Origin of the sequence: Streptosporangium sp. NPDC049046 (assembly GCF_040649155.1) — a bacterium.
Lineage (GTDB): Bacteria > Actinomycetota > Actinomycetes > Streptosporangiales > Streptosporangiaceae > Streptosporangium.
Genome location: NZ_JBEZEZ010000039.1, coordinates 1 through 23,754, shown reverse-complemented (window position 1 = coordinate 23,754; position 23,754 = coordinate 1). Strand labels below are relative to the sequence as shown.

Genomic DNA, 23,754 nt, shown 5'->3' with positions numbered 1-23,754 from the left:
TGAATGCTCCTGAAGACGCCCTCACCCCGTGTGAGAGGAATAAGGCATTCTTGCAGAGCAAGATCGCGGAGGATGTCGGCGTTGGTGGAGATATCCCGCATTGATTGGGGATGTTTCGTGCAGAAATCGCCTAATGGCCGACGGGGCGCGTAGCGACACTTTTCGAACCATTGGCCGCCTCCCATCACCGACGTCTGGTCGGCCGCGGATATGTGTCGGCCCCGGTACGCGTGACGTTGCAGGTCGCCTTGGCTCCGGGCGGTAAGGCAGCGGGCCACCACGATCAGCTCGGTTCACGCTGGCGGCTGGGGCGCGTGAGGTAACGGATATGCGTCATCGTGGTGGGCTATCGCCGGTGGGCGACAGGGTTGGAGGGTGCTGACTTCTATGTCCCCGGCGGACGCGGTGAAACTGGTGCTGTCCACGATCGGCGCCGCGGCTGGCCCTGATCGTGCTGTGGCCGAGGAGCAGGCCGGATGGCTGGCCGCGGAGCTGGAAGGATCACCGCCGGCGCTTCGGCTGGCCAGCGCCTACATCGCCACCACTCCCGACGCGAACCTGGCTGGCTACCTACGCCTGCTACGCACCACTTCTGAGGGCAGCTCGGAAGCTGGCGGGGCGGTGGCCCGGGTGTGGGCGCTGACCTGCCCACAGATCGAACACGCCGACCCGTTGGCGATCCGCGTACTGCGCGTACTGGCCTGCTACGCGGCTGAGGACCTGCCGCGCGCGGTACTGACCGCGTTCCAAAGCACCGAAGACAGCGCCCTGGACGGTGCGCTGGACCTGCTGGTCTCCTACAGCGTTATCGACCGGTCGCCGGATGGCCTGCTGGTGAGAATGCACCGCCAGGTCCAAGCCGTCATCGTGGCAGGACTGACCGAGGACGAGCGCGCCGCCTGCGAGGCCACCGCGGCCGCCCTGCTGCGGGCAGCGCTCCCTTCTGACTCTGGGCAGCCCTCCTCGTGGCCGGTCTATGCGAGCCTGCTGGCGCATGCCCGCGCCGCCCTTGCTCTTGACTCTGACGCCATGGGTGCTGTCATCGAGTACCTGCACGACAGGGGCCAGTACCGCACCGCGCTGTCCTTGCAACGCCGGCGCCACGCCGTCATGCACGAGAGGCTGGGTCCCGAACACGCCGACACCTTGGCCGCTCACGCCGACCTGGCCACCTTGGCCGGAGCGATGGGGGACATCACCGAGGCCCGGGATCGGTTGACGGAACTGGAACCGATGACCGAACGGCTGCTGGGGCCGGACCACCCCACCACGCTGGATGTGCGCACCAACCTCGCCGGCCTGGCCGGATCAGCGGGAAACGCCGCCGAGGCCCAAAACCGGTTCACCGCGCTGGTACCAGTACTGGAACGGGCCTTGGGCCGTGAGCATTCGGTCACCCTGAACGCCCGCGCCAACCTCGCCTTCTGGGCGGGGGAAGCAGGAACCCCGGCCGCTGAGATCCGGGACCGGTTCGTGGCGCTGATACCGGTAGGGGAGCGAGCTTTGGGCGCCGAGCACCTCATCACCGTGAACGCCCGCATCAACCTCGCCCGCTGGAGCGGAGAAAGCGGCGACCCAGCCGGCGCCCGAGACCGGTTCACGGCACTGATGCCGGTGCTGGAGCGCGCCTTGGGCGGCGAGCACCCTTTCACCGTGAACGCCCGCGTCGGCCTTGCCCGCTGGAGCGGGGAAAGCGGCGACCCAGCCGGCGCCCGGGACCGGTTCATGGCCGTGCTCCCCCTGGTCGAACACGTACGGGGTCCTGAGCACCCCACCACCCTGGAGATCCGCAGTGCTCTGGCCGACTGGGTAGGAGAAGCAGGGGATGCGGCCGACGCCCGGGATCGATCAGCGGCGCTGATACCGATACTCGAGCGGGTCGTGGGTCTTGAGCACCCCATCGCCTTGGGCGCCCGCTTCAGCCTGGCCCGCTGGACGGGAGAGGCGGGAGACGCGGCCGGCGCCCGGTACCAGTTCACGATGTTGATACCAGTGTTAAAGCGAGTGCTGGGTCCTGAGCACCTGGCCACGCTGACCGGTCGCTTCCACTTGGCCATATGGATGAGCGGAGCGGGGGATGCGGCCGGTGGGATGGACCAGTTGGCGGTGCTGGTGCCGACGATCGAACGCGTTCTGGGCCCTGAGCACCCCACCACGCTGCTTGCTCGTTTCTTCTTCGCCTCCCTGACAGGTCAGATGGGCAACACCGTCGACGCCCGGGACCAGCTGGCGGTGCTGGGGCCGGTGATCGAGCGGCTGCTGGGGCCTGACCACCCCACCACGCTGGCCGCCCGCGCCGACCATGCCCAGTGGGCGAAATACGCCAGACGCTCAGCGTGGAGGCGATGGTTGCAAAGACGGTGAACGACCAATGAGCCACGAGGCGCTCCCTGCACGCAATCGGCCCCGCGACGATCGGCGGCCAACACTTCCCCCTTCAGTGAGCTCCGGCTCTAGGAGAGGTCCCCGCAGTAAACAGCGAAAATCCAACGGATAGGCCTCTGAGCTGCGGTTACTCAGGCTTCTGGGATGGTTGTTGATCTTCTCGGCTACGGTTCGTCATGGTTCGTGTGTTCTGTGACGTACGAGGTGGTTGATGTCGACGCGGTTCCTGTCGGATGAGCAGCTGGAGCGTCTGCGGTCGTTCCCGGATAGTGGAAGAACCCCAAGCCGGGCAGTATCCAGTGGAAGGAGCTGGAGCAGTTCCTTTTGGATCGGGCGATGGAGCACGACACTCCGAGTCTGCTGTTTCAGCAGGCGGTGGAGCACCTGCAGGCCGCTCAGGTGGTGCGGCCCGGGGTGGTCACGCTGATGGAGCTGGTGACTGCGGCCCGCGCGGCGGCGGGGAAGCTGACCACTCAGAAGGTCGGGCATCTGCTGACCCGATCCATGCGGGCCGGCCTGGACGGTTTGCTGCTGGATGATCCGGAGATCGGGACGTCCCGGCTGCGGTGGCTGACGACGCCGGCGGTGGAGGCGAGTGTCCCGGCGATCGGGGTGTCGGTCGACAAGCTGCTGTACCTGAGGGAGATGGACGCTCACCGGTTGGACTTGTCGATGCTGCCGCGGGAGCGGCGCCGCTTCCTGGCCACGGTGGCCCGCCGGTCCACGGTGCAGGGCTTGGAACGGCGGGCCGAGCGCCGCTACCCGATCTTGCTTTCGCTGGTCGCGCAGTCGGCGGTCGACCAGCTGGACGAGGTCATCGCCTTGTTCGACCAGGCGGTGTCGGCGCGTGAGTCCTACGCGAAGGCCAAGACGGACGAGGCCCTGGCGGAGCGGGCCAAGAGGGGCGAAGCCCGCCAGCTGCTGATGGATTTGATCTTGCCGGTGCTGAACGACCCGGGCATCGCGGACGAGGAGGTCGGCGGTCTGCTGCGCGATCAGATCGGACTCGAGCTGTGCGTGGTACTCGCCCTGCGAGACGGGCTCCGCTCCGGGGACGTGTTCGTGCCCGGCTCGCGCCGGTACGCCGACCCAGGGCACCTACCTGTTCACCCCGGAGCAGTGGGAGGGCAAGCGGGCGGAGTTCTGCCAGCTGGTCCGCAAGCCCGCCACCGCGTCCGAGGCGATCGACCAGGTCAAGAAAGAACTTCACCAGGCGTTGGAGGAACTGGAGGAGACCTTGGCGAGTGCCGCTTCGAACGACGTGGGCGCGGTCCGCCTGGATGAGGAAGGTCGGCTGGTCATCCCGCCACTGTCGGCCGAGGACATCCCCGCCGAGGCCAAGGCGCTGCGCGAAGAGCTGGCGGGGATGCTGCCGTTCGTGCCGATCGCCTCGCTGCTGATCGAGCTGGACGTCCGCACGAAGTTCCTGGACTGCTTCACCCATGCCGGCGGCCGGAAGATCAACCTGTCAGTGGAGACCCGCCGCAACATCCTCGCGGTGCTCATCGCAGGCGCCACCAACCTCGGACTGACCCGGATGTCGGAGGCCTGCGGCGTCTCCTACGACACCCTCGCCTGGACCCAGGAGTGGTACGTGCGGGAGGAGACGCTGCGCGAGGCCAACACGGTGCTGGTCAACCACCACTACCAGCTGGAACTGGCCGGGAAGTTCGGCGGCGGCACCATGTCCTCCTCCGACGGCCAGCGCTTCCCCATCCGCGGCAAGTCGTTGACCGGCCGTGACATGAACATCCACGGGGGAAAGGTCCTGTCGACCTACACCCATGTCTCCGACCAGTGGTCCACCTATGGCACCAAGCAGATCGTCCCCACCACCCGCGAGGCCAACCACACCCTGGACGAGCTGCTCGGCAACGAGACCGACCTGCCGATCCACGAGCACGCGACCGACACCCACGGCGCCACGCTCGTGAACTTCGGGCTGTTCGATCTCGACGACCAGGGCGACGGTCAGGGCGCGGCCTGACGCCCACGAGCGTTCAGCGGTAGGTCCAGGCCTGCCCGGTGCTTGCGGTACTCCTCGACGGGGATGGGCTGGACGCCGTCGCGCATGCGGTCGGTGCAGAGCCGTTCGTAGGTGGTCGATCTCGCGCCAGGCCGGCGTCCAGCACGATGATGCTCTGCCGTCCGTCGGTGCGGGTGTGCTCGACCTCCAGCCGCCAAACCGGGCCAACTCCAGTCTCGCATGGGCCACTCCCTTCGGTGGTTGCCGAGAAGGCGTCCTCAGAAGCCGAGATCGCTGAGGCCGGGGTGGTCGTCGGGACGGCGGCCCAGCGGCCAGAAGTACTTGCGCTCGGATTCGGCGATGGGGAGGGTGTTGATGGAGGCGTGGCGGGTGTGCATCAGGCCGTGCTCGTCGTATTCCCAGTTCTCGTTGCCGTAGGAGCGGTACCAGTTCCCGGCGTCGTCGCGGTGCTCGTAGGCGAAGCGCACGGCGATGCGGTTGCCGTCGTAGGCCCACAGCTCCTTGATCAGCCGGTAGTCGAGCTCGGTGTTCCACTTGCGGGTCAGCAACGCGACGATCTCGTCTCGGCCCGTGGCGAACTCCGAGCGGTTGCGCCAGCGGGAGTCCACCGTGTAGCCCAGCGACACCTTCTGTGGGTCGCGGGTGTTCCACGCGTCCTCGGCCAATCGGACCTTCTCGATGGCCGTCTCCCGGGTGAACGGTGGCACCGGCGGGCGGGTCGTGTCAGCCATGTCGACTCGACTCCTTCGAACTCTGGGGACTCACCGCAGGTCCGGTGAGCCCTGGAAACATCGGAGAACGTTCGTTCTCTCAACTACTTGCTAGAGTAGAGAACGTTGGTTCTCCGCACAAGGGGGCACAGATGGTGGATCGGGAAGCGGCACGGGAACGGGTGCTCGACGCAGCCCAGGAGCTGTTCTACAGCCGGGGCATCCAGGCGGTCGGGATGGATGCGGTACGCAACGCCTCCGGAGTGTCTCTCAAGCGCCTCTACCAGCTGTTCCCCTCCAAGGAAGCGCTCGTGCTGGAATTCCTGCAGCAGCGGGATTCACGGTGGCAGCGGGCTCTCGCCGACTACGTCGAGGCGCAGCCGACGCCCGAGGAGCGGATCGCCGCGGTGTTCGACTGGCTGCACAAGTGGTTCTGCGAGCCGGATTACCGCGGATGCGCCTTCATCAACTCCTTCGGCGAGCTGGGCGCGGTCTCGCCCGAGGTCGCCGAGCAGGCCCAGCACCACAAGAGGGCCTTCCACGACTACCTCGCCCGGCTCGTGAAGGCATCTGGGCGGCCCGCCAAACTGGCCGATCAGCTCGCGCTCCTCGCCGAAGGAGCGATCACCACCGCAGCGATCTTCGGCACACCCGAAATCGCACACCAGGCACGAGACGCTGCGTGCCTCCTGATGCACACGCATCTCGGCCCTGATCTCCCAGAACTACGGCGATGAAATGACATGATCTGTGAAACACATTCATGAAACGCGGCCGGGGTGAGCGACGACGACTACGCGCGTGGTCGCGGTCACCCTCATGGTCCACGAACACGACCAACGGGCAGCGACAACGGCCAGCCCCTGACCGTCACCATCAGTGACCATAACTACACACAGCTACTTTTCACTTGGTCGCATCGACCCGAGCGGAGAGCCCTTCAGATCATTCGCCTACGTCGAACTCTCCTTCACTTTCAGGGCACACGAATACGTCAAAAGGGATCACACGCGGGGATAGTCGCTGGTCAGCGTTGGGGGTGCTGCAAAGCGTCTTTGGCGGCGGAGCTAGCCTGGGGATGTGGAGAAGGCTGAGCGGCGGCTCGTCACCGAGCGGCCGCCAGGACCGGCGAACCGGTTGCCGGGGACGCCCTCGACGGGGCGGTCATCCATGTCGCACCGACCGGCGGCACACTCTCGATGACGTAGGGGAATCCGGAGGTCTGACCATGCGGTCACAGACCAAGGACGCGAGCGTCGTTCAATGCTCTAAATGCGGGCGGAAGAACCGGCTGCCCAGGGTCGCCTCGGGAATCCCGCGGTGCGGCGACTGCCACCAGCCGCTTCCCTGGGTCACCGAGGCCGGGGACGACGACTTCAGCGAGGTCGTCGAGGCGGCCAAGGTCCCGGTGGTCGTCGACTTCTGGGCACCTTGGTGTGGCCCGTGCCACATGGTCAGCCCGGCGCTGGAACAGGTCGCGGCCGATCTTGCCGGTCGTCTGAAGCTGGTGAAGGTGAACGTGGACGAAGCGCCCCGGCTCTCGGAGCGCTTCACCGTACAGGCCATCCCGACCCTTGTCGTGATCGATCAGGGCCGGGTCCTCACCCGGCGATCAGGCGCGGCGCCGGCTCCAGTCCTCCGTGAATGGGTGGACGATGCGCTGGCCGCCTGAGCTTTGCGAGACGCCGGACCCACAGGGGGCCTACCCGCGGCTGAGCGACGCGCAACTCCAGGCGCTGGCTCCGCACGGCGAGCGGCGCCGCGTCCGTCAGGACGAGGTCCTGTACGCGGAGGGTCTTCCGTGCACCGAGTTCTTCGCGATCCTGGCCGGCAAGGTGGCGACGGTCGAGGGATTCGGAGCGGACGACCAGGTGATCGGTGTCCACGGGGCTGGCCGGTTCCTGGGAGAGCTCAACGTGCTCACCGGCCAGGTGGGCTTCGTCACCGGTGTGGTGGCCGAGGACGGTGAGGTTCTCGCCGTGCCGGCGGACGCGCTCCGCCACCTGGTCGCCGGGGATCCGGCACTCGGCGACCTCATCCTGCGCGCATACCTCATCCGCCGCACGATGCTCATCGGACTGGGGGCGGGCTTCCGCATCATCGGCTCCCGCTTCTCGGCAGACTCCCGGCGGCTGCGGGAGTTCGCGGCACGCAACCGGCTGCCGCACCGGTGGATCGACCTGGAGCAGGACGAGGAGGCGGAGCGGTTCCTGCGGAGCATGGGCGTCACCCCGCAGGAGACCCCGGTCGTGATCTGGGGTGGCGAGAGGGTGCTTCGCAACCCGAGCAACGCGGAGCTGGCCCGGGCGGTCGGGCTCCTCGCACCACGGGTGCAGGAGACCCGATGCGACCTGCTCGTCATCGGGGCCGGGCCGGCCGGGCTGGCGGCGGCGGTCTACGGGGCGTCGGAGGGTCTCGCGACGATGGTCCTGGACGATGTCGCGACGGGTGGCCAGGCGGGCACCTCCTCGCGGATCGAGAACTACCTCGGTTTCCCCTCCGGGATCTCCGGCGGTGAACTGGCGGAGCGTGCGGCGATCCAGGCCGGCAAGTTCGGCGCGGGTTTCTGCGTCCCCGCACAGGCGTGCGGACTGCGCCTGGACGCGGGCGATCACATCGTCACCGTCGGGGAGGGCGGCACGATCCACGCGCGGACCCTGATCGTCGCGACCGGCGTCCGCTACCGGAGGCTCGATGTCCAGAATCTGGAAAGGTTCGAGCCCACGAGCGTCTACTACGCGGCGACCATGTTCGAAGCCCAGATGTGCGAGCAAGATCCGATCGTCATCGTGGGCGGAGGCAACTCGGCCGGCCAGGCCGCCCTCTTCCTGGCCCGGCACGCCGCCTGCGTCCGGCTGCTCGTGCGCGAGGACGCGCTGTCTGCGAACATGTCCCGCTACCTGGCCGTCGAGATCGAACGGCACCCCCAGATCCAGGTCATGCTGAACACCGAGGTCCGGGAGCTGATGGGAGAAGAGAGGCTCGCCGCGGTCGTCGCCGAGAACAACGTCACCGGCGAGCGTTCCACGATCGAGGCCCGCGCGATGTTCATCTTCATCGGCGCGGAGCCGTACACCGCCTGGCTGGCCGACGAGATCGCGCTCGACCCGCGGGGCTACATCCTGACGGGCGCGGACGCCACCCGGTCCGGCAAGGAAGGCACGCCCGACTCCGCCGGCCGGCCGTTTCCGCTGGAAACGAGCAGGGCGGGCGTGTTCGCGGCCGGGGATGTGCGGAGCGGGTCGATCAAGCGGGTGGCCGCGGCGGTCGGTGAAGGCGCCATGGCCGTACGGCTGATCCACGACTACCTCCAGGCCGGAGAGTGACTCCGGGCCGGAAGGAAGGAGACCTCCATGGCTGTCATGGCGGTGCCGAGATTCGAACGTTTCTTCCGCAGTGCCGCAGGTGTCGATGTCGACAAGGACGACCTCCGGCGCTACGGCGACTTCGTGAACGACAAGCTCTACGACCTTCTGGTGATCGGCCAGGCCCACGCCAAGGCGAACCGTCGCGACATCGTCGAACCCTGGGATCTACCCGTCACCAAAGGCCTCCAGGAGAGCATTCACCGGTTCCGCCTCCTCGATGAGGACATCGAGCTGAAACCCATCCTGGAGCAGCTCGCCGCACTGCCTCCGCTCGACCTGTCGATCGGTGAGGAGACCGTCGGCCGCCTGCCCGAGATCGTCGGCGGCCTGTCGGTGGCACTGGCTCAGGCTTTCAAGATCGTGGATCCGGACGTGAAGAACCCCGCGACCGAGCAGTGGGAGCGCACGACACGTGTCTTCGATCTGCTGCTCTGAGGCGGCCGGGACGGCCTCGGCGATCAGCCCGGAACGGCCCGCCCCGGACGCCCGGTGAGTTCAGCGCCGGCCCCTTCCCGCGGCACGGCCGCGGCGAGCGAGGAAGGAGGAACGAAACGTTGACCTGCTGTACGGCGTAGAACCTCTCGCCCCGTCGCCGACGGGTAAGGCGATCCTTCGCGATCAACCGCATGCGAGGAAATCATGAGAGCAATCGTGTACAACGGACCTCGACAGGTAAGCGTCGAGGAAGTCCCGGACGCGCGCATAGAGCGGCCCACCGATGTCCTGGTTCGCATCACCGCGACCAACATCTGCGGGTCGGACCTGCACATGTACGAAGGCCGGACGGACTTCGAGACAGGCCGCGTCCTCGGTCACGAAAACCTTGGCGAAGTGGTCGAGGTCGGATCGGCCGTCGACCACGTCCGCGTCGGCGACGTGGTCTGCATCCCGTTCAACATCTCCTGCGGCTTCTGTATGAACTGCGAAAAGGGCCTGACGGCCTACTGCCTCACCACCAATCCCGAGCCGGGCATGGCCGGGGCGGCCTACGGCTTCGCGGACATGGGGCCCTACAACGGCGGCCAGGCCGAGTTGTTGCGCGTGCCGTACGGCGACTTCAACTGCCTCGTCCTCCCGGGCGACGCGAAGGAGAAGCAGAACGACTACGTGATGCTCGCCGACATCTGGCCGACCGGCTGGCACGCGACTCAACTCGCCCAGGTGGAGGCGGGCGACTCGGTCGTGATCTACGGAGCGGGGCCCGTCGGGCTGATGGCCGCCTACTCCGCCACGCTCAAGAGCGCGAGCAAGGTGATGGTCGTCGACCGCCACCCCGACCGGCTCGCCAAGGCCAAGGAGATCGGCGCGATCGCGATCGACGACTCCCAGGCGCCGCCGGTCGATCAGATCATGGAGCTCACCCAGGGCCGGGGAGCCGATCGGGGCTGTGAGTGCGTGGGCTACCAGGCACACGACCCACAGGGGCACGAGCATCCCAACATGACGCTCAACAACCTCGTCAGATCGGTCAAGTTCACCGGGACCATCGGCGTCGTCGGTGTCTTCATCCCGTCGGACCCGGGCAGCCCGGACGATCTCTTCAAGCAGGGCGAGATCGCCTTCGACTACGGCATGTTCTGGTTCAAGGGCCAGATGATCGGCAACGGTCAGTGCAACGTGAAGCGCTACAACCGGGCGCTCATGACACTCATCCACGAAGGAAAGGCCCGCCCGTCCTGGGTCGTCTCGCACGAACTGAACCTGGACGACGCGCCGGACGCCTACGAGCACTTCGACCGGAGGGATCTCGGCTGGACCAAGGTCGTCCTCCATCCCGGCAAGCTCAACTGATACACGGCGTCCGGACCGGCCGCCGCGAGTGCGCACGCCACCACGGCGGCCGGTCCCGAGCGAAGGCCGGCCACCGTGATGACGCGTCCGTCGCCGGAAGGGTTCCCGTCGAAGGGGTGATGACCATGGGCGACGCTCGCGCGCTCAAGGACAAGCTGTTCGAGGCATTCAACGCCCACGATCTGGATCGTGTCCTTCAGTGCCACAGCCAGGACGGGGTCCTGGTGACTCCGGAGGGCGTCGCGGAAGGACACGACCAGATCGCCTCGTTCTACGAGGAGGTCTTCAAAGGGTTTCCGGACCTGCGCATGACGGTCTGGCACACGGTGTTCTGCGCCGATCCCGTGGTGACCGAATGGATGCTCACCGGCACGCATAACGGGCCCTTCATGCTGCCCCGCGGGGGTGTGCTGGACGGAACCGGCCGTCCCGTCGCCGTTCGCGGCACCAGCACCTGCTCCGTCGGCAACGACAAGATCCTCTCTCACCGGATCTACTACGACCAGCTGGAGCTGTACAGTCAGCTGGGTGGCGAACTCGTCTTCGCCGATCGCTCATCATCCGTCGGCCAGGGACGGCCGTCGCCCGGCGACTGAGCATTCGATGTCGCCGCCGTTCGGGGGGCCGTCAACCAACGTGTCACCAGCCGCCGAACCTGTTCTGATCTGCGACAACTCCCGTCATCGCGGATCAGAACGCTCCTCGACGCGGCGAGTGTGCCGCCGCTGGGCAGCGCGACGGTCGGCGACGCGCAGCAACCGCCTGGCGTTGTTCGGCCGCTAGCAGGTTCGGCGCGGGATGCGAAACCCGTCGTGGACGGACATCCAGGCGATGTGCACCTTTCGTGCCCGAATCTGCCGGTGTCGTCGGTTTTGTCGAGGGAAGGAGACGATAGACGCGGGGGCGTCGGCAGATCGGGGCCGCCTGCGGCGTGCGCACATACCACCGCAACCTGTGTTAGGGGGCATGATGATCAACAAATTCGCCCGTGCGCTCGGGTGGACCAGCCTCGCGCTGGGCGCGGCGCAACTGGCGGCGCCACGGGCCGTGACCCGCCTGTGCGGCGTCGACGACGCGCCCGAGGCCACGACCGTCGCCAGGCTCGTCGGCGGGCGCGAGCTCCTGCACGCCGCGCTGCTGCTCGGCACCAAGAATCCCGCCCAATGGGCGTGGACCAGGGTCGCCGGCGACACGATGGATCTCGGCGTCCTCGGCAAGGCCGCCGCCAACCGCACGGGCGCCCGCCGCATCCGCGTGCTGGCCGCGCTCGGCGCGGTCGCCGGGATCACCGCCATCGACGTCGCCTGCGCCCGGGGCGGCACCGCCAAGGCCAAGGGCCCGCTGCAGGTGCGCGCCTCCATCACCATCAACAAGCCACGCGAGGAGGTCTACCGCTTCTGGCGGGACCTGGAAAACCTGCCCTCCTTCATGGTGCACCTGGACTCGGTGCGCACCATCAACCAGCGCCGCTCCCGCTGGAAGGCCAAGGGCCCGATCGTCGACCTGGAGTGGGAGGCCGAAATCATCGACGAGCGGGCCGACGACCTGATCGCCTGGCGGTCGGTGCCCGGCACCGGCGTCTCCACCGCCGGCCTGGTCAGCTTCAGCGACGGCCCCGGTGGGCGCGGCACCGTCGTGGACGTCTCGCTGGAGTACGGCGCGCCCGGCCACAAGCTCGCCGCCGCCCTCGCCCGGATGTTCGGCGAGCACCCCGAGCAGCAGGTCCGCGACGACCTGCGCCGCTTCAAGCAGGTCATGGAGACCGGCGAGGTGGTCCGCTCCGAGGGCAGCCCCGAGGGCCACCGCACCCTGCGCCGGCTCCACCAGCGTCCCGCACAACCGATCGGAGGACGGGCATGAAAGCCAACGTGTGGATGGGCCGCAACCGCCTGGAGATCCAAGACGTTCCCGACCCGCAGATCCTCAACGCGCGCGACGCGATCGTCCGCGTCACCTCCACCGCGATCTGCGGCTCCGACCTGCACCTCGTGGACGGCTACATCCCGACCGTCAAGAAGGGGGACGTGCTCGGCCACGAGTTCATGGGCGAGGTCGTCGAGGTCGGTTCCGGCGTGCGTGACCTGCACGTCGGCGACCGCGTCGTAGTGCCGTTCCCGATCGCCTGCGGCGCCTGCTTCGCCTGCGAAGAGGGCCTCTACTCCGTGTGCGAGAACTCCAACCCCAACGCCGGGATCGCCGAGAAGCTGATGGGCCACGCGCCCGCCGGCATCTTCGGCTACTCCCACATGCTGGGCGGCTTCCCCGGCGGGCAGGCCGAGTACGTGCGCGTCCCGTTCGCCGACGTCGGTCCCATCAAGGTCGAGGACGACCTGCCGGACGAGAAGGTGCTGTTCCTGTCGGACATCTTCCCCACCGGCTTCATGGGAGCGGAGATGTGCGACATCAAGCCGGGCCAGACGATCGCGATCTGGGGCGCGGGGCCGGTCGGGCAGTTAGCCGCGGCCAGCGCGTTCCTGCTCGGCGCCGACCGGGTCATCGTCATCGACCGCTTCCCGTACCGGCTCAGGCGGGTCCAGCGGACCGGCGCCGAGGTCCTCAACTACGAGGAGGTGAACGTGCTGGACGCGCTGCGCGACATGACCGGCGGGCGCGGCCCGGACGCCTGCATCGACGCCGTCGGCATGGAGGCCCACCATCCGACTCCGGCCATGTACGCCTACGACCGCACCAAGCAGGCCGCCCGGCTGGAGACCGAGCGCCCGTACGTGCTGCGCGAGGCCATCATGGCCTGCCGCAACGGCGGCGTGGTGTCCGTCATCGGCGTCTACGGCGGATTCGTGGACAAGTTCCCGATGGGCACCGTCATGAACCGGTCGCTGACCATCCGCACCGGCCAGTGCCACGTGCAGCGCTACACGGAGCCACTGCTGCAGCGGATCCGCGGAGGCGAGATCGATCCGAGCTTCGTCATCTCGCACCGGATGCCGCTCAGCGAGGCGCCGCACGCGTTCGAGCTGTTCAAGAACAAGCAGGACGAGTGCAACAAGGTGGTCCTCACTCCATAACGCCGGCCTTCGCGGCCCAGAGCCGGTTCCACTCGATCTCCGCGGTGGCTCGCCGCTCCGCCAGGCAGGCCTTCGAGGAGTCTGGATGCAGAAATCAGCGGTAGAACCGATCATGGTCAGCCTCGGAAATCTCCTGCCGGGAAGGGAACGCTCCATCTTCTGAAAGCACTTCAGGGCCAGCGACACCCCGGAGCCGGCGCGCTCCTTGGCCCAGTCGATCTCCTCGGCCGTTGGGGTGAAGAACCCATTCAGCACCCACGTCGAGGTCAGGCGCTTGAACTGCGGGGGAGGCGGTCCGTTCGATCGACGTCACCGGCGAGCCCTTTCCAGCCGATCACCTCAGACTCCGGCTACGGATCGTAGCGGCGGCGTGCGAGGTGAACGGTGACGTCGGCGGTGATTTGGAGCGTCTCCGGCAGAACCCTCCTGATCTGGTGAAACACCTGCTCGCGCTCCGCCTCCGGCAGGACGAGATAGGCCGAGACGGTCGAGAGATGGCCGATGTAATCGTCGGCGGTCAACGTGAAGCGGCGTTCGATCACGGCTTGCCGGACATCGGTGAACCACTCAGACCGTCGAAGCTCGGTGCCCGGCCACTGCATCTCCGCCTCCGGAGGTGTCCCATCCGGGGACGGGACATCATCTCTCGCCAGGAACGGTGCTCGTGCCGCGCGGACGGTGCGCGCCACAGCCGGGTCGGCTGGCTCGATCGGCCCGCCGAACGAGGCGACCACCCCGCCCGGCTCCACCAGCGAAGCCATCCGTGACCACCGATCCTCCGGGCTCGTCCAATGCAATGCCGCGGCCGCGTAGACCAGGTCGTACCTCTCCCCCGGCCGCAGATCCTCGAACGCGGCTCGCACGGTCCTGACATGTGCCGGCACGTGCTTGCGCAGCTCGGTGAGCATGGCCTCATCGGGCTCGGTCGCGGTCACCGCGACTCCTCGCTCGGCGAACAGGCGGGTCGCCTTGCCCGTGCCGGCACCGATTTCGAGGGCGGTCCTCAACGGCCGGGCGGCGTACGCCGCTACCGTGTCGAAAAGCTCCTCGGGATATCCCGGGCGGAACCGTTCGTAGGCTTGCGCCATCATTCCGAAGCTCAGCGCGCGATCGGACACGCTGAGCACGATAGTCCCCCGACGGCGCTCAAGCGATGTTGCTGGAGAGTCCCACGTAGATGGCCGTGCTGGACGGCGGCAAGGACCCGCGGCGCCACCCGGATGAACGGCGACAGGGGCGGCGGTCAGGGAATCACCGCTCCTCCTTGAGCCGCTCGAAGACGAGCTGGGTTCGGTGTACGGCGCGCACGCCGTACACCTGACAGATCAGGTCCGGGGTGAGAACCTGCTCGGGCGGCCCGCCGGCCACGATGCGGCCGGCGTTCATCACGTAGAGGCGGCCACAGAACGCGGCGGCCTGGTTGAGGTCGTGCAGCACGGCGAGGGTGGCGATGCCCAGCTCGCGCACCAGATGCAGGATCTCCAGCTGGTGGCGGATGTCGAGGTGGGAGGTGGGCTCGTCCAGCAACAGCAGGCGGGTCTGCTGGGCCAGGGCGCGGGCGAGCAGGACGCGTTGTTTCTCCCCACCGGACAGGGTGGCGAAGATCCGCTCGGTGGCGCCAGCCAGGCCGACGCGCTCCAGCGCCCGCGCGCACAGCTCCTCGTCGCCGGCGGCGTCGGCCCTGTAGGGGGTGCGGCCCATGAAGACGATCTCGGCCACCGTGAAGTCGAGGTCGGACGGGGTCTCCTGGGCGACCACGGCGGTGCGACGGGCGGCCTGGCGGGCGGGCAGCCGGTGCACGTCGTCACCGTCGACGGTGATGAGCCCGGCGGCGGGACGCAGCGCCCGGTAGATCGAACGCAGCAGGGTGGACTTGCCGCAACCGTTCGGCCCGACCAGGCCGACGAACTCGCCGTCGTCCACCACCAGGTCGGCCTCGTGCACGATCGGGTGACCGTCCAGTGTGACGGACACACCGCGCAGATCGAGCCTCATGTGACGCTCACCGCCCGGTCCACGGAGCGGCGGCGCAGCAGCCACAGGAAGAACGGCACGCCGAACAGGGCGGTGACGATACTGAGCGCCAGTTCCTGCGGCGCGTTGACGGTGCGCGCGGCGATGTCCACGAACTGCAGGAACACCGCTCCGAGCAGGGCACTGACGGGCAACACGCGGCGGTGGTCGGCGCCCACCAGCAGCCGGGCGGCGTGCGGCACGATCAGGCCGACGAACGCGATCGCGCCGCTGGTGGCCACCAGCACACCGACCAGCAGCGAGGTCAGCACGAACAGAATCAGGCGGAAGCGGTGCACGTTCACGCCGAGCGAGACGGCCGTCTCCTCTCCGGCGGCGAGCGCGTTCAGCGGACGGTGCTGCAGCAGCAGGTACGTCACCCCGGCGGCGAGGACGACGGCCGGCAGCGGCAGCATGTGCCAGCGGGCGCCGCCGAGGCTCCCCATCAGCCAGAACAGCACCTGCTGTGCGGCCCGGCCGCTCTGGGCCAGCTGCAGGACGAAGCTGTAGGCGGCCTGGAACAGGTAGGCCAGCGCCACCCCGGCCAGCACGAGCCGGGACGGGGACAGGCGGCCGGACCGCTGCACCAGCGTGTACACCAGGGCGAGCGAGAGCAGGGATCCGGCGAAGGCCGCAGCCGACAGTGACAGCCCGCCCAGCGCCGAGGCGCCCAGGATCAGCACGAGCACCGCGCCGAACGAGGCGCCGGAGGAGATACCGAGCAGGAACGGGTCGGCCAGCGGGTTGCGTACCAGGGCCTGCAGCACCGCGCCGACCACAGAGAGCCCGGCCCCGACCAGGAGTGCCAGCAGCGCGCGTGGCAGCCGGAACTCCCACACGATCTGCTCCTGCACCGGGGTCCAGGTGCGCGCTCCCCCATCAGTCAGGACGCCGGGCAGGAGACGGTCGGCGACGATGCCCCAGGCTTGGGGCAGCGCGACGTGCACCGCGCCGATGCTCACCGCCAGCCAGGTCGAGACGACGACGGCGACGGCGAGCACGGCGATGAGCAGGAGAAACCCGCTCACGCGGCGCCTCTTCGGCACGATCCCGGTCTGTGCCGGGCTCTGCCGGGTCGCGCCGGTCACCGGGTGAAGGCGTCGGGGTGCAGGAAACGGGCGATGTCGGCGATGGCCAGGATGTTGCGATAACCGGGGTGCTGGGCCGCCACCGGAAGCGCGAGGTAGCGCTGCTCCTTGGCGGCGGGACTGTTCTTGGCGATGGCGAAGGCCTCGGCGGCCTTGGCCGGCGAGCTCGGCATGTCCTCGCCGCGCAGGGTGGAGTAGTCGCTGATCAGGACGGCCTCGGGCTGGGCGGCGCTGACCTTCTCCGCGCTGACCTCGGTGTAGTCGCCCTTGACGTCGGCCAGCACGTTCGTCCCACCGGCGGCGGTGATCATCTGGTGGGTGATGCCCGAGCCGCCGTAGGCGTTGACCGGCCCCTTGCCGCCGTCGGTGGCCAGCACCTTGACCGGGCTGCGGTCGGCGACGCGCTTCGTGACATCGGCGAGCCTGCCCTGAAGTTCGGCGATCAGCGCGTCGGCGCGGTCGGGGACACCGAAGATGGCGCCGAGATTGCGCAGGTCGGCGTAGGTGTCGTCGATGGTGAACTCGAGCACCTCCTCGGGGCTGCACCAGCCGCCCAGGATGTACACCGGAGAGCCGGCCGCGTCCAGCTCCTCCACGGTGGCGTAACCACCGGCGGCGTCGAAGCCGGCCATCGCGTTGTCCAGGACGAAGTCCGCGCCCTGGGAGAGCATGACCTCTTTTTGCGGCAGCATGATCGTGCCGGAGATCTCCGGGATCTTGGCGTACTGCTCCTGCTGCCCCGGCAGGAACGGGCTCTCGGAAAAGTTCGTGCGCCCGGCGACCTGATCGCCCAGACCGAGCGCGAACAGAGTCTCCAGAGAGGGGTGGTAGCCGGTCACCACCTTGGCGGGCGGCTTGTCGAACGTGAGCTCGCGCCCGCAGTTCTCCACCGTGACCGGGAAACCGGCCTGCGGCGCCGCCGCCTGTTCGGCCTTCTGGCCGGTCCCCTGAGTGGCGGGAGCCGGTGAGCAGGCGGTCAGCGTCAGAGCGACTGCCAGGACGAGCAGTCTTCTCATGATCGGGGTACCGCCTTCGGTGGCGCGTCGCCGCCAGATGGTCGGGGTGATGCGGGGCGGGCGGCTCATGTGGTGAGTCTCCGGAGGTTCGAGATCAAACGATCGTTGTGCATCAAAGCACCACATTCTGCACATAAGTTGCAATTGCCAGCAAGCCGCATCAGGTTGGCGATGGCCGGAGGGGGCCTCCCGTGCGAGGTGGAGCACACGGCACATGCCGTAAGTAGTTGCATAGTTATTGTTGTTGCGAACTAATCGCGATAAGGTCTGGCGCAGCAAGGAGATCACTGTGGGCCGATACACCCTTCCGGACATGCCCTACGACTACGCGGCGCTGGAGCCCGCGATCACCGGGGAGATCCTGGAGTTGCACCACGCCAAGCACCACGCCGCCTACGTCAAGGGCGCGAACGACACCCTGGAGAGGCTGGCCGAGGCGCGCGACAAGAGCGAGTTCGGCGGCCTGGTCGGGCTGGAGAAGACCTTCGCCTTCAACCTGTCCGGGCACGTGCTGCACTCGATCTTCTGGCAGAACCTCTCCCCCGACGGCGGCGACCGTCCCGACGGAGCGCTCGGCGAGGCGATCACCGAGCACTTCGGCTCCTTCGAGGCCTTCCAGAAGCAGCTCACCACCGCCACCGCCACCGTGCAGGGATCGGGCTGGGGCATCCTGGCCTGGGAACCGCTGAGCCGACGCCTGGTGGTGGAGCAGGTGTACGACCACCACGGCAACGTCGGTGTGAACACCACCCCGCTGCTGGTCTTCGACGCCTGGGAGCACGCCTACTACCTGCAGTACCGCAACGTGCGCCCCGACTACGTCGAGCAGCTGTGGTCGCTGATCAACTGGAACGACGTCATCGCCCGCTTCGACGCGGCCAAGGGCGCCTGACCCCATGACCGCGGCGCCCGACCGTCCGTCCTTCCTTGGCGAATGGTCCAACCGGACGGCCGGGCGCCGCCCCCTGCACATCCAGATAGTCGCCTCCCACGTCATCACCCGGTTTCCTGGGAGCGTCATGGGGGCCACGAGAACACCGAGACGATGCGCCCCTGGCAGATCGTCCCCTGATTGGGACCTTGATCAGGCATTACCCGATTCGTCGTATCGGATCGTCTGAACCCGGGCATGCCCGTGATGCGCGGGCATGCGGCAGATGAACTGAGGGCTCGGGATGCGGCCGGTGGGACGGGACGACCAGACGTGCGCCGACAGGCCACCTGTGCACCGGCGCGAGTTGCTCGGCCTGCCGCTCGTGGTGGTCTGCGGATCGGCGCTGACGGCTTGCGGGACGCATACCACCAACGTCTCCTACGCCACCTCGCCGACGCCTTCCACCCCGGCCGGGCAGATCGAACCCGTTACCCCACCTGAGGATCTGATGCGCGAGCACGGCGTGCTCAAGCGCATCCTGCTCATCTACCGGGACGGGATCCGGCGCATCGACAGCGGCCAGGTCGTACCGGCCCAGGCGCTGCACGCATCGGCGGGCCTCATCCGCTCCTTCATCGAGGAGTACCACGAGCGCCTGGAAGAGAAGTACGTCTTCCCGCCGCTGGTCAAGGCCGGCAAGCTCACCGGCACCGTCACGGTGCTGCTCCAGCAACATCGGCGCGGACGCACGGTGACCGGCCGCATCCTGAACGCCACCGGCACGACCGGCGTCGCGACGCCGTCCGCCCAGACCCGCCGCGCCCTGGTCGCCGACATGGCCGTCTTCATCCGCATGTACGAACCGCACGAGGCGCGCGAGGACACCGTCGTCTTCCCCGCCCTGCGCGAAGTCGTCTCCGCCAAGCAGTTCGCCGAGTTGGGCGAGATCTTCGAAGATGAGGAACACCGCCGTTTCGGTACGGCCGGCTTCGCAGGTGTCGTCAACCAGGTGGCCGACATCGAGAAGAGCCTCGGCATCTACGACCTGGCCCAGTTCACTCCCCGGGGGTGAGCTGTCGATGACTTGAACGCGATCATGCGGTGTGTGGCCAGGAAGCTTCCTGAACGCCGGCCCGAAGCAGGGCTTCGGGCCGGGAAGCGGCACTGATCAGAGATCCGCTCGGATAGCTCGGGCGGCGGCGACCATGTTGGCCAGGGCGGTTCGCGTCTCGGGGTAGCCGCGGGTCTTCAGCCCGCAGTCGGGGTTGACCCACAGACGGTCGGCCGAAACGGCCTGGAGGGCGTTGCGCAGGTTGTTTTCGATCTCCTCGGTGGTCGGGACGCGCGGTGAGTGGATGTCGTAGACGCCGGGGCCGATGCCGTTGGCGTAGCCGACCTCGGTCAGGTAGGGCAACAGTTCCATGTGGGAGCGGGCGGCCTCGACGCTGGTGACGTCGGCGTCCAGGTCGGCGATCGGGCTGATGATCTCGCCGAACTCCGAGTAACACATGTGGGTGTGGATCTGGGTGGAGTCGGCGGCGCCGGAGGTGGCCAGCCGGAACGCCCCGATCGCCCAGGCCAGATAGACATCCTGGTCGTCCTTGCGGAGCGGCAGGAGCTCGCGCAGCGCCGGCTCGTCCACCTGGACGATCCCGATCCCGGTGGCCTCCAGATCCGTGATCTCGTCGCGTAGCGCGAGGGCGACCTGGCGGGCGGTCTGCGCCAAGGGCTGGTCGTCGCGGACGAACGACCAGGCCAGCATCGTCACCGGCCCGGTGAGCATACCCTTGACCGGCTTGGACGTGAGCGACTGGGCGTAGGAGGCCCACTCCACCGTCATCGGCTCGGGGCGGGAGACGTCGCCGTGCAGGATCGGCGGGCGCACACAGCGGGAACCGTACGACTGAACCCAGCCGTGGTCGGTGGCGGCGTAGCCGTCGAGTCGCTCGGCGAAGTACTGGACCATGTCGTTGCGCTCGGGCTCGCCGTGGACGAGAACGTCCAGGCCGAGCTCCTCCTGAAGCGTGATCACGCGAGCGATCTCGGCGCGCATCGCCTCGACGTAGGCGTTCTCGTCGATCCGTCCCGCCCTGTGATCGGCGCGGGCTTTGCGGATCTCCGCGGTCTGCGGGAACGAGCCGATCGTCGTCGTGGCCAGCTCGGGCAATCCCAGCTTGGCCCGCTGCGCCGCGAACCGGACCGCTCGATCGGCTCGCCGCACGTCACCAAGAGCCTCCAACCGGGCCCGGACGTCGGGATCGGCCGGTACGGCGGGGGGTTTCACGGCCGACGGGTTCTCGGAACGTAGATCGGCGGCGAGACCGACCAGCTCGGCGACCTTCTGCCGGGCGAACGCCAGCCGCGCCCGGACCGCCGGGTCCAGTGCCGTCTCGCTGTCGAGGTCGACCGGAACGTGCAGCAGTGAACAGGAACTGCTCAGCTCCACCGTGTCGGCCAACCCGAGCAGCACCGCGTACGTCGACTTCACCCGCGCGGGGTCGGTGCGCCACACGTTCCTGCCATCGACCACGCCGGCGACCAAGGTCTTGCGGGCCAGCCCGCCGACCGAGGCCACCGCCTCCAGGTTGCCGGGTCCGGCGACGAAGTCGAGCCCGATCGCCTCGACCTCGGTGGAGGCGACCATCCGTAGCGCCTGCGCGCCGACGGCGCCGAAGTACGTGGCGAGCAGAATCTTCGGACGGCTGGGCAGGCCGCCAAGCCGCCGGTAGGCCCGCCCGAGCGCTTCGATCTCCCGGGCCCCGAGGTCGCGGGCCAGGACAGGCTCGTCGAACTGCACCCATTGCGCGCCCGCGCCCGCCAGCCGTTCCAGCAACTCGGCGTAGGTCTCCACCAGGGAGTCCAGCAGGTCGAGCGGGGTGAATCCCTCAGGTGAGTTCGGCGCGGCCTTGGCCAGCAGAAGATAGGTGAGCGGGCCGACGAGCACGGGCCGCGTCTCGATGCCGAGCTTCCTGGCCTCTAGATACTCGGCCACGGGCTTGGCGGCCGAGCCTCCGGCGAGCTGGAACCGGGTGTCCAACGCCATCTCGGGGACGATGTAGTGGTAGTTGGTGTCAAACCATTTGGTCATCTCCAGGGGCGGAAGCTCGGCGGTGCCTCGCGCCATCGCGAAGTACCGGTCGAGCCCGGTGAGGTCGCGGTAACGCGCGGGCACGGCGTCGATCATGACCGTGGTGTCGAGCACCTGGTCGTAGAACGAGAACGTGTTCGACGGGATCGCATCAAGGCCCGCGTCACGCAGCTCGGTCCAGACCGAGCCGCGCAGCGACGCGGCGGCCGCCTCCAGCTCGTCGGCGCCGATCGTGCCGGCCCAGAAATCCTCGGTGGCGAATTTGAGCTCCCGATGCGCGCCGATGCGCGGGTAGCCCAAAACGGTCGTCCTCATGGCAACTTCCCTCGTCTCGCCAGTATGCGGCCAGGCAGGAGAGAGAAACGCAACGCGGAGCAGGACCCCGGCGAGCGCGTCCCAGGCCCTCCCACGAGGCCGCGGACCACCGCGCGCCGAGCGGCACGCGGGCGGAGGCAGGTCTTCGGACTCGCGGGCACCATGCCTGAGGCATGACCTACTGGCCGTCGCTTCCCAGGCACGCGCCCAGTGCTTGTGACGGCGGTCGTTCCTGCTTACCGCTGCGGGGCAGTCCCGGATTCACACCGGGTTCCCTCTTACGACGCTCGCCCCCCGAAGGAGACGGGCGAACCATCCACACCGGAGAGCTTAACGGCCCGGCCACCGTTCGGGCCCAGTCGTGTGCGCGTCGGTGGCTCACTACGGGCGAACGGCGACCGACTCGGCGGAGAGCGTGACCTCGATGGTGATGTGCGGATTGTCCACTTGCGGGAGCTGAAGCCCACGTTTGAACTCCTCCGCATCGTCCGGCATCACCTTCGGCTGAACTGTGACCTTGACGTGGCCGGTCTCGTCATCTGGGTGCGTCGTCATCGTGGCCACCTCAGGACGGGATTGGAGCCAGGACACGACCGTGTCCTGGGCCTGCCGAAGCTCCGCGGCCGAGAATCCCTTGCCGCCGATCAGGGTGACCTCCACGGGGAGGGTCCTGGCCAACTCGATCGCGCGAGTCGGAATGGGCCCCTTGAAGCCGACGCGCAGCCCTCGCTGGTCGTCGACGTACCTGACGCCGGAGATCTCGTCGGGAAACTCCGTATTAAGTTTGTCGATCACCTGACTGTTGGACGACTGCGAACCGAAGCGGTCGATGGCCTCCTCGTAGGAGATGCCCTCCGATCTGGCGATGGTCCCAAGGTCGACCAACTCGGCGTAGGGAATGCCGTCGATCGTCACGCCCGGGTCGGTCACCGCGGGGTCGTAACCCTCGAAGTCCGTCGGCTTGGGCGACGAGGTAGCAGCCATCCGGGTCGCGTACCGCTTGACAACCTCCTCCAAAGGCCGACCCGACGACGCCGCCTCTCGCTTGAGCCGCTCCAGGGTGGGCCGATGCGCTTTGGGCTGATCGGCCCGCGGCAACACGATCGTCTCGCTTCCGGCCACAGTGAGTGCCGGACCGGCACCGGACTGGCCGCAGGCGCACAACGACGCAAGCATCGCAATGGTCAAAAGCAATTTCTTCACACCTAAGGGACGCTCCGCCGCCCTGAAGGGTTCATCCAGGCGCTCCCGGTACGGCGAAGTCCGTTCGTCAAATAACTTGGGTCTCCTGGCGCACTCCGGAAGGCACGGTCCGGCGCCGTTACGCGGGCGGAGGACGGTTGTGACCGGGCTCTCGCCGTTGCGGAGCCGGCCTGGTGCCGATGCCGGTCCGTGTCCTGGTCGCCCCGGTTGCCTGCCGAAGTGAAGCGCGGCCGGTTGCCCGTACTCCGTTGTTATAGGTGGCCGTTCACTCAGTCCGTCATCTCGCGGGCGAAGTGTGGTTCCGCCGCTTCCAGTCGCGGTACCGAGATGCCCAACCGTCGTGCTTCGGCCAGGGTGTCCCGGCAGACCTCACGTGGCTCCTCGGCGTCGGGATCGGAGTGCGCCGCGAAATTCACGCGCGCGAGCGCGACATGAGCGGTCAGCCAGGCGAGCACGGGGGCCGTCAGCCAGGTGGGCGCACGCAACGACAGCACACCGCGGTGACGTCGCAGGTCGACACCGCGCGCCTGGAGGAGCGGCAGAAGCTCGCGGATGGCCAGCAGCGCCTCGCGCAGGTCGTCCGTCGCCCCTATCAGCTTGGACAACGAGCCCAGTCTCAGGCTTTGGGAGTGCAGGCCCGCGTCGAACACGAAATGGATCCACAACCAGCCGCGGAAATCGGATTGTTCCCTGAACCGGAGTCCGGCCTCGCGAAACGCCTGGCGTACGGCCCGCTCCCGGTCGGTCGGGGGCGGGCCGAGGGTGCCGAAGACGACCGACGGCAGCAACGTCCCACGGAGGACGCCGTCCGCGCCGAAGCCGCCGCCGGAGCCGGGAAAGCCCCAGGCGACCTGCTCGGAGGGGAGGTCGCCGATCGCGGTCAGCGGCTC

20 protein-coding genes, 1 pseudogene and 1 riboswitch are annotated in these 23,754 nt (G+C 68.1%); of the genes and pseudogenes, 13 read left to right on the top strand and 8 right to left on the bottom strand.

Annotation, left to right across the window (positions count from 1 at the left end; translation table 11 throughout):
• Window positions 1–405: 405 nt before the first annotated feature.
• The 3 genes from AB0B96_RS36135 (at window position 406) to AB0B96_RS36125 (ending at window position 4,372) form a co-directional block, all read left to right on the top strand.
• Entirely contained in the window at window positions 406–2,364 is a 1,959-nt protein-coding gene (locus tag AB0B96_RS36135) for a tetratricopeptide repeat protein (RefSeq protein WP_362906155.1), read from the top strand.
• Between the two features lie 315 nt (window positions 2,365–2,679).
• A complete protein-coding gene (locus AB0B96_RS36130) occupies window positions 2,680–3,669 on the top strand; it encodes a DUF4158 domain-containing protein (RefSeq protein WP_362906236.1) in 990 nt (329 codons plus the stop codon).
• Complete coding sequence (locus AB0B96_RS36125) at window positions 3,623–4,372, top strand: Tn3 family transposase (protein WP_362906153.1); 750 nt, start codon at window positions 3,623–3,625, stop codon at window positions 4,370–4,372. Before AB0B96_RS36130 ends, AB0B96_RS36125 begins: the two co-directional genes overlap by 47 nt.
• A gap of 257 nt (window positions 4,373–4,629) precedes the next feature.
• Here AB0B96_RS36125 and AB0B96_RS36120 read toward each other — a convergent pair whose 3' ends face one another.
• Entirely contained in the window at window positions 4,630–5,103 is a 474-nt protein-coding gene (locus tag AB0B96_RS36120; RefSeq protein WP_350949921.1) for a nuclear transport factor 2 family protein, read from the bottom strand.
• Between the two features lie 131 nt (window positions 5,104–5,234).
• Here AB0B96_RS36120 and AB0B96_RS36115 point away from each other — a divergent pair, with 131 nt between their 5' ends.
• From AB0B96_RS36115 to AB0B96_RS36080, 8 genes are all read left to right on the top strand, one after another.
• The gene (locus tag AB0B96_RS36115; RefSeq protein ID WP_362906151.1) at window positions 5,235–5,819 is read left to right on the top strand and encodes a TetR/AcrR family transcriptional regulator; all 585 of its coding nucleotides are present in this window, start codon (window positions 5,235–5,237) and stop codon (window positions 5,817–5,819) included.
• Window positions 5,820–6,310: 491 nt separating this feature from the next.
• Window positions 6,311–6,754 (top strand): thioredoxin, encoded by a 444-nt coding sequence (trxA, locus tag AB0B96_RS36110; RefSeq protein ID WP_362906149.1) that lies wholly within the window; start codon window positions 6,311–6,313, stop codon window positions 6,752–6,754.
• Window positions 6,738–8,408, top strand: coding sequence for an FAD-dependent oxidoreductase (locus AB0B96_RS36105; protein WP_362906147.1), 1,671 nt, complete (start codon window positions 6,738–6,740; stop codon window positions 8,406–8,408). Before trxA ends, AB0B96_RS36105 begins: the two co-directional genes overlap by 17 nt.
• A 27-nt stretch (window positions 8,409–8,435) precedes the next feature.
• Window positions 8,436–8,885 (top strand): DUF1931 family protein, encoded by a 450-nt coding sequence (locus tag AB0B96_RS36100; protein WP_362906145.1) that lies wholly within the window; start codon window positions 8,436–8,438, stop codon window positions 8,883–8,885.
• A gap of 204 nt (window positions 8,886–9,089) precedes the next feature.
• Complete coding sequence (locus tag AB0B96_RS36095) at window positions 9,090–10,241, top strand: glutathione-independent formaldehyde dehydrogenase (protein WP_362906143.1); 1,152 nt, start codon at window positions 9,090–9,092, stop codon at window positions 10,239–10,241.
• Between the two features lie 125 nt (window positions 10,242–10,366).
• Window positions 10,367–10,837 (top strand): ester cyclase, encoded by a 471-nt coding sequence (locus tag AB0B96_RS36090; RefSeq protein WP_362906141.1) that lies wholly within the window; start codon window positions 10,367–10,369, stop codon window positions 10,835–10,837.
• Window positions 10,838–11,207: 370 nt separating this feature from the next.
• On the top strand, window positions 11,208–12,101 hold the full coding sequence (locus AB0B96_RS36085) for an SRPBCC family protein (RefSeq protein WP_362906139.1): 894 nt from the start codon (window positions 11,208–11,210) through the stop codon (window positions 12,099–12,101).
• Window positions 12,098–13,267, top strand: a complete 1,170-nt coding sequence (locus AB0B96_RS36080; RefSeq protein WP_362906137.1) for a zinc-dependent alcohol dehydrogenase — start codon at window positions 12,098–12,100, stop codon at window positions 13,265–13,267. Before AB0B96_RS36085 ends, AB0B96_RS36080 begins: the two co-directional genes overlap by 4 nt.
• Before the next feature lie 350 nt (window positions 13,268–13,617).
• On the opposite strand, the gene AB0B96_RS36075 is transcribed toward AB0B96_RS36080, so the two are convergent.
• From AB0B96_RS36075 to AB0B96_RS36060, 4 genes are all read right to left on the bottom strand, one after another.
• Entirely contained in the window at window positions 13,618–14,385 is a 768-nt protein-coding gene (locus AB0B96_RS36075; protein ID WP_362906135.1) for a class I SAM-dependent methyltransferase, read from the bottom strand.
• A 133-nt stretch (window positions 14,386–14,518) separates the two neighbouring features.
• On the bottom strand, window positions 14,519–15,262 hold the full coding sequence (locus tag AB0B96_RS36070) for an ABC transporter ATP-binding protein (RefSeq protein ID WP_362906133.1): 744 nt from the start codon (window positions 15,260–15,262) through the stop codon (window positions 14,519–14,521).
• Window positions 15,259–16,308 carry an iron ABC transporter permease gene (locus tag AB0B96_RS36065; RefSeq protein WP_362906131.1) on the bottom strand — a complete coding sequence of 350 codons (1,050 nt, stop codon included), beginning with the start codon at window positions 16,306–16,308 and terminating at the stop codon, window positions 15,259–15,261. Before AB0B96_RS36065 ends, AB0B96_RS36070 begins: the two co-directional genes overlap by 4 nt.
• 56 nt (window positions 16,309–16,364) lie before the next feature.
• Window positions 16,365–17,453, bottom strand: coding sequence for an ABC transporter substrate-binding protein (locus tag AB0B96_RS36060; RefSeq protein WP_362906129.1), 1,089 nt, complete (start codon window positions 17,451–17,453; stop codon window positions 16,365–16,367).
• Window positions 17,454–17,673: 220 nt separating this feature from the next.
• Between AB0B96_RS36060 and AB0B96_RS36055 the strand changes: the two genes are divergently transcribed.
• Window positions 17,674–18,276 carry a superoxide dismutase gene (locus AB0B96_RS36055; RefSeq protein WP_362906127.1) on the top strand — a complete coding sequence of 201 codons (603 nt, stop codon included), beginning with the start codon at window positions 17,674–17,676 and terminating at the stop codon, window positions 18,274–18,276.
• A gap of 292 nt (window positions 18,277–18,568) precedes the next feature.
• The gene (locus tag AB0B96_RS36050) at window positions 18,569–19,330 is read left to right on the top strand and encodes a hemerythrin domain-containing protein (RefSeq protein ID WP_362906125.1); all 762 of its coding nucleotides are present in this window, start codon (window positions 18,569–18,571) and stop codon (window positions 19,328–19,330) included.
• 96 nt (window positions 19,331–19,426) lie between these two features.
• Here the strand turns inward: AB0B96_RS36050 and metE are convergent, their stop codons facing one another.
• The 3 genes and pseudogenes from metE to AB0B96_RS36035 form a co-directional block, all read right to left on the bottom strand.
• Window positions 19,427–21,661, bottom strand: coding sequence for a 5-methyltetrahydropteroyltriglutamate--homocysteine S-methyltransferase (gene metE, locus AB0B96_RS36045; protein ID WP_362906123.1), 2,235 nt, complete (start codon window positions 21,659–21,661; stop codon window positions 19,427–19,429).
• 118 nt (window positions 21,662–21,779) lie between these two features.
• Window positions 21,780–21,993, bottom strand: a riboswitch (cobalamin riboswitch).
• Window positions 21,994–22,042: 49 nt separating this feature from the next.
• A complete protein-coding gene (locus AB0B96_RS36040) occupies window positions 22,043–22,645 on the bottom strand; it encodes a hypothetical protein (RefSeq protein WP_362906121.1) in 603 nt (200 codons plus the stop codon).
• Window positions 22,646–23,133: 488 nt separating this feature from the next.
• Window positions 23,134–23,754: pseudogene (locus AB0B96_RS36035) on the bottom strand (ketopantoate reductase); the annotation flags it as partial.

Bases quoted from the DNA above. Each gene is read 5' to 3' on its own strand.
- AB0B96_RS36120 (WP_350949921.1), bottom strand. From the start codon at position 5,103: ATGGCTGACACGACCCGCCCGCCGGTGCCACCGTTCACCCGGGAGACG.
- AB0B96_RS36115 (WP_362906151.1), top strand. From the start codon at position 5,235: ATGGTGGATCGGGAAGCGGCACGGGAACGGGTGCTCGACGCAGCCCAG.
- trxA (WP_362906149.1), top strand. From the start codon at position 6,311: ATGCGGTCACAGACCAAGGACGCGAGCGTCGTTCAATGCTCTAAATGC.
- AB0B96_RS36105 (WP_362906147.1), top strand. From the start codon at position 6,738: ATGCGCTGGCCGCCTGAGCTTTGCGAGACGCCGGACCCACAGGGGGCC.
- AB0B96_RS36100 (WP_362906145.1), top strand. From the start codon at position 8,436: ATGGCTGTCATGGCGGTGCCGAGATTCGAACGTTTCTTCCGCAGTGCC.
- AB0B96_RS36095 (WP_362906143.1), top strand. From the start codon at position 9,090: ATGAGAGCAATCGTGTACAACGGACCTCGACAGGTAAGCGTCGAGGAA.
- AB0B96_RS36090 (WP_362906141.1), top strand. From the start codon at position 10,367: ATGGGCGACGCTCGCGCGCTCAAGGACAAGCTGTTCGAGGCATTCAAC.
- AB0B96_RS36085 (WP_362906139.1), top strand. From the start codon at position 11,208: ATGATGATCAACAAATTCGCCCGTGCGCTCGGGTGGACCAGCCTCGCG.
- AB0B96_RS36080 (WP_362906137.1), top strand. From the start codon at position 12,098: ATGAAAGCCAACGTGTGGATGGGCCGCAACCGCCTGGAGATCCAAGAC.
- AB0B96_RS36070 (WP_362906133.1), bottom strand. From the start codon at position 15,262: ATGAGGCTCGATCTGCGCGGTGTGTCCGTCACACTGGACGGTCACCCG.
- AB0B96_RS36060 (WP_362906129.1), bottom strand. From the start codon at position 17,453: ATGAGCCGCCCGCCCCGCATCACCCCGACCATCTGGCGGCGACGCGCC.
- metE (WP_362906123.1), bottom strand. From the start codon at position 21,661: ATGAGGACGACCGTTTTGGGCTACCCGCGCATCGGCGCGCATCGGGAG.
- AB0B96_RS36040 (WP_362906121.1), bottom strand. From the start codon at position 22,645: ATGGCTGCTACCTCGTCGCCCAAGCCGACGGACTTCGAGGGTTACGAC.